Origin of the sequence: Plantibacter sp. CFBP 13570, assembly GCF_014841395.1 — a bacterium.
Lineage (GTDB): Bacteria > Actinomycetota > Actinomycetes > Actinomycetales > Microbacteriaceae > Plantibacter > Plantibacter auratus.
The window spans coordinates 1-4,605 of sequence record NZ_JACYTW010000121.1 but is presented as its reverse complement, the minus strand read 5'-3'; the positions used below and the strand labels follow the sequence as shown (position 1 = coordinate 4,605).

Below are 4,605 nucleotides of genomic sequence, written 5' to 3'. Positions count from 1 at the left end.
CGGTACGCGGCGGGCGGCATCGCGACGACCGTGGCTGCCACCCGCGCGGCCTCCGAGGAGCAGCTCGTCGCGGGTGCGCGGCGGTTGCGGGCGGAGGCGCTCGCGCAGGGGACGACCTTCCTCGAGGCGAAGACGGGGTACGCGCTCGACGTGGAGGGCGAGGAGCGATCCGCTCGCGCGGCGGCCGAGGTCGCCGACGTCGTCACCTTCCTCGGGGCCCATCTCGTGCCGGCCGGTGTCGACCGCCGCGACTACCTCGACCTCGTCACCGGGCCGATGCTCGCGGCGGTGGCTCCGTTCGCGTCGTACATCGACGCGTTCTGCGAGGTCGGCGCCTTCGACGTCGAGGAGTCGCGCGAGGTGCTGCTCGCCGGTCGCGCCGCTGGCTTGGGTGTCCGGGTGCACGGGAACCAACTCGGCGAGAGCGGCGGGGTGCGCCTGGCGGTCGAGCTGGAGGCCGCGAGCGTCGACCATTGCAATCACCTCTCGGACGCCGACGTCGACCTCCTGGCGGGTTCGTCGACGGTCGCGACCCTGCTCCCGGCCTGTGATCTGTCGACGCGTGAACCGTTCCCGCCGGCGCGCGCCCTCATCGACGCCGGAGCCTCGATCGCCCTCGCCACCAACTGCAACCCGGGCACCTCGTACACGACGTCGATGGCGTACTGCGTCGCGACCGCCGTGCTGCAGATGCGGCTGACGATCGCCGAAGCGGTGTGGGCGGCGACGCGCGGGGCCGCGGCGGCGGTCGGTCGCGAGCACGGGGCCGACGCCGTCGGATCGCTTCGCGTGGGTGGTCTCGCGGACCTGCAGGTGCTCGACGCGCCCTCGGTCTCACACCTCGCCTACCGGCCGGGCGTGCCGTTGACGGTCGGCGTCCGGCAGCGCGGCGAGCGCGTCACGGCTGGGACGACGCAGCGGTGAGTGATTCGACGGAGGGTCCTGCACTTGTGCTGCTGCCGGCCGCCGGGCACCGGAGCTACCGCTGGCGGAACGGGCTGGGGACCGCGACGGAGATCGCCGTCGAACCCGTCGGGCTTCGGACCGATGGTGGGAGCGCTGATGGTGAGGGCGACGCGCCGGCCGCTCCGGGGTGGACGCTGAGCATCGCGACGGTCGAGTCGGACGTCACCTTCTCGTCGTTCCCGGGCGTCGACCGTCAGCTGATGGCGTTGTCGGCGGGCGGACTCGGACTCGTGATCGACGGTGAGCCGGTCGAGCTGGACCGGTGGCAGGTCGCCGCCTTCGACGGGGCCTCAGCGGTGTCGTCGCGGGGCGTGGTCGGGCCGACGCTCGATCTCAACCTGATGGTGTCGCGGGACCGGTTCCGCGGATCGCTCGAGGTCGGCGTCGTCGACGGCTCGATGCTGGTCATCACGCCGCCGGGAGCCACCACGTTCGTCGTGTTCCTCGATGGACTGCTGTCGGCGGAGGGGCCAGGTCTCAGCCCTGGTGCGCTCCAGCGGCACGACGCCCTCCGACTCGAGGCCGGCACCCTGTCCCTGACCGGCGACGCCACGATCGCACTCGCCCAGGTCCTCCCCCACTTGTGATGGGTGCCAGCGCGGTGCGCTGACGCGAGCGCGCCCCGCGGCCGCGAGCGCGGGTCTCCAGAGGGGTGCGCTCACCTCACAGACCCGCGCCCACGCCGAGTCGGCAGGTCTCGCGCCAGCGCACCGCGCTGACCTGAGACCTCCCCACCGGGTGCCGGCGCGGTGCGCCCGCGCGAATGACGCACACCCGGTGTGAGCGCTCCCCGCGCACGCGAGCGCGGGTCTCCGGAGGGGCGCGCTCACGTCACAGACCCGCGCTCACGTCAGCGCACCGCGCTGGCACAAACCCCAGCGGCGACGGCTACTTCGTGCGGTCGAGGACCGCGAAGCGGAAGGTGTAGGTGGCGTCGAGCGTGTCCTCGAGGCCCGTCACGTTCTTCTGCGCGAGGACCGTCTCGGTGCCCTGGAGCAGCGGGATGATCGGAGCCGCGGTCGCGGTCAGTGCCTGGATCTGCTCGATCGCCGCGATGCGCGCCGCCGGGTCGGTCGCCGTCGCCTCGGTGTCGATGAGCGCGTCGACGGCCGGGTCCGAGTATCCGTTGGCGACGGACGCGCCGGTCGTCGAGTACGCCGATCGCAGGAAGTTGTCGGGGTCCGGGTAGTCCGGGAAGAACCCCAGCTGGTACGCCGGGTAACCCGACTCCGGGTTCAGCTCCTTCACGTAGCTCGTCCACTCCGTCGACTGCAGGTCGACGGTGAACAGGCCGGACTCCTCCAGCTGCGACTTGATGAGCGCGTACTCCTGGTCGGAGTCGGGACCGTAGTGGTCGCTCGTGTACTGGATCGGCAGGGCGACCGGGGTGCTGACACCGGCGGCGGCGAGGATCGCCGCGGCCTTCGCGGGGTCCGGCGCGTCACCGTACGCGGTCTGGAACGCGGGCGTCGCACCCGTCTGACCGTCGAGCACGACCGAGTACGCCGGCGCGTAGGTGCCCTTGTAGACCTGGTCGGCGATCTCCTCACGATCGACGAGCGACGCGACCGCCTGCCGGATGGCGAGCTTCTGCGCGTCGTTCGCGCCCGGCTGGGTGTTCAAGTTGAACGTGAGGAACCGCACCGAACCGCCCGGCCCCTCGACGACCTGCAGGTCGGAGTCGCTCCGGAGGTCGGCGACGTCCGTCGCGGTCAGCGAGCGGTAGGCGATGTCGACGTCGCCCTTCTCCAGGTCGAGCCGCAGGTTCGACGCCGTCGTGTACGGCTTGAGCACGACGTGCTGCGTCTTCGCGCGGGTCCCGGAGTAGCGCGAGTTCGCCTCGAGGGAGAGCAGCCCGCCCGCCTGGTAGCTGTCGACGGCGTAGGGGCCGGAGCCGATCACGTCGTCGTCGCTCAGCAGCTCGTCCGCCGGGAAGACCTCTTCGTCGACGATCGGCCCGGCCATGCTCGTGAGCACGTAGGGCCAGGTCTGGTCGTTCGGGACCGTGAGGTGGAAGACGACCTGGTTGTCGTCTCCCTCCTCGACGCTGTCGAGGTTCGCGAGCAGCGGCGACGGGCCGTTGTCGGCGGCGATCTCACGGACGCGGGTGAAGGAGTAGACGACGTCCTCGGCCGTGAGCGCGTGGCCGTTGGAGAAGGTCAGCCCCTCCTTGACGGTGCAGACGTAGGTGGTCTCGTCGGTGAAGTCGCACGATTCCGCCGCGTCGGGCGCGGGGACGACGTCGCCCTCGTCGTAGCTGAGGAGGTGCTGGTAGATCTGGTTCTGCGGCGTGAAGGAGCCGCGATCCCAGGCACCGGCCGGGTCGAGCGAGACGATCTGATCGGTGGTGCCGATGACGAGCGCGGTGGTCGTGGTGGTGCCGCCCTGGGCCGTGCAACCGGTGAGGGCGGCGACGACACCGAGGCCGATGGCGACCGTGGCGAATCTGGCGGATCGGTTCATGGAGCGGTTCCTTCGGGTGACTGCGGGGGTGCTGATGCTGATGGCGCGACGGGTACCGCGTGCGCGGCGAGCGCGAACCTCGGGTGCGGTTCGGCTCCGTCGACGAGATCGGCGATGAGGCGTCCCAGTACCGGGCCGAACTTGAACCCGTGACCGGAGAATCCCGTCGTGACGATGATGCTGTCGATCCGGTCGATCACGAAATCCTCGCTGGGGCTCAGATCGTAGAGGCAGCTGATGGTATGGGGTGCGGACGCGTCGACGCCGGGCACCCACTCGGCGACGTAGGCGGTGAGCCGCGCGAGTTCCTCGGGTTCGGCGAGGCCGTCGCGTTCGTCGGGGTGGACGTGGACGGCACCGCCGTGCAGCCCGACCTTGACCCCCTCGCCCGGCGTCAGCAGCCCGTACACACTCGACCCCTCGGCGGGGTAGTGGACGAAACTCGGCCAGGCGTCGGCGCCCAGCTCGCTCGGGAAGTGGGCAGGCTGGACCTGCGTCACGACGATCTCGGGCAGCGGACGGCCGACGCTGCGAGCGAGGGCGCCGACGAGGTCGGGCGTCCAGGAGCCGGCCGCGACGACCACGTGGTCCGCGACGACGTCGCCCAGCTCGGTGCGGACGACGGCGCCGCCGACACCGGCGGTCGGATCGGTCGACTCGGTCGGATCGACGCCCGCCACCCGCAGGCCGAAGCGCAGGGTCGCTCCGGCCACCTCGGCGAGGTCGAGCAGGGCCTCGATCGCCTCGGCGGAGTACAGTCGCCCGCCGGTCGCGTGGTGGAGGACCTCGCGGTCGAACCGCAGTCCGGGCCAGCGGTCGCTCGCCTGCTCCGGGGTGAGGCGCTCCGACGCGATCCCACCCCGGGTCATCGCCGCCTCGATCGCCGCGAGCATCTCGGGGCGGCCGTGGTCGAGCGCACCGGTGAGGTCGAGCAGCGTCCGCCCGCTCGCCGATTCGAGCGCCCGCCAAGCCGCGAGCGCCTCGGAGGTCAGGGCGACGTAGTCGTCGGCGTCGTAACCCTGACGGAAGATGCGGGTCGCGCCGTGGGAGGAGCCGTGCTCGTGACCGCGCGGGTACCGCTCGAGCAGCAGGACGTCGCGGCCCTGCTCGGCCAGCGAGCGTGCAGCCGCCGCACCGACGATCCCGGCGCCGATGACCACGACCTCGGCGCGCGCC

Annotated in this window: 4 protein-coding genes; 2 read left to right on the top strand and 2 right to left on the bottom strand. The window is 71.8% G+C overall.

Annotated elements, in window-relative coordinates; all coding sequences use genetic code 11:
- Window positions 1-924 (top strand): amidohydrolase family protein (locus IFT89_RS19700; RefSeq protein ID WP_202939824.1); only part of this gene is annotated, 924 nt, incomplete at its 5' end.
- Complete coding sequence (locus IFT89_RS19695; protein ID WP_202939823.1) at window positions 921-1,553, top strand: HutD/Ves family protein; 633 nt, start codon at window positions 921-923, stop codon at window positions 1,551-1,553. The genes IFT89_RS19700 and IFT89_RS19695, both read left to right, overlap by 4 nt.
- A gap of 301 nt (window positions 1,554-1,854) precedes the next feature.
- On the opposite strand, the gene IFT89_RS19690 is transcribed toward IFT89_RS19695, so the two are convergent.
- Both IFT89_RS19690 and IFT89_RS19685 read right to left on the bottom strand, forming a co-directional pair.
- Window positions 1,855-3,429 (bottom strand): ABC transporter substrate-binding protein, encoded by a 1,575-nt coding sequence (locus tag IFT89_RS19690; RefSeq protein ID WP_194644942.1) that lies wholly within the window; start codon window positions 3,427-3,429, stop codon window positions 1,855-1,857.
- Window positions 3,426-4,605 (bottom strand): FAD-dependent oxidoreductase (locus tag IFT89_RS19685; protein ID WP_213014338.1); only part of this gene is annotated, 1,180 nt, incomplete at its 5' end. The genes IFT89_RS19690 and IFT89_RS19685, both read right to left, overlap by 4 nt.

Coding starts and splice junctions, on each gene's coding strand:
- IFT89_RS19690 (WP_194644942.1), bottom strand. CDS start 3,429: ATGAACCGATCCGCCAGATTCGCCACGGTCGCCATCGGCCTCGGTGTC.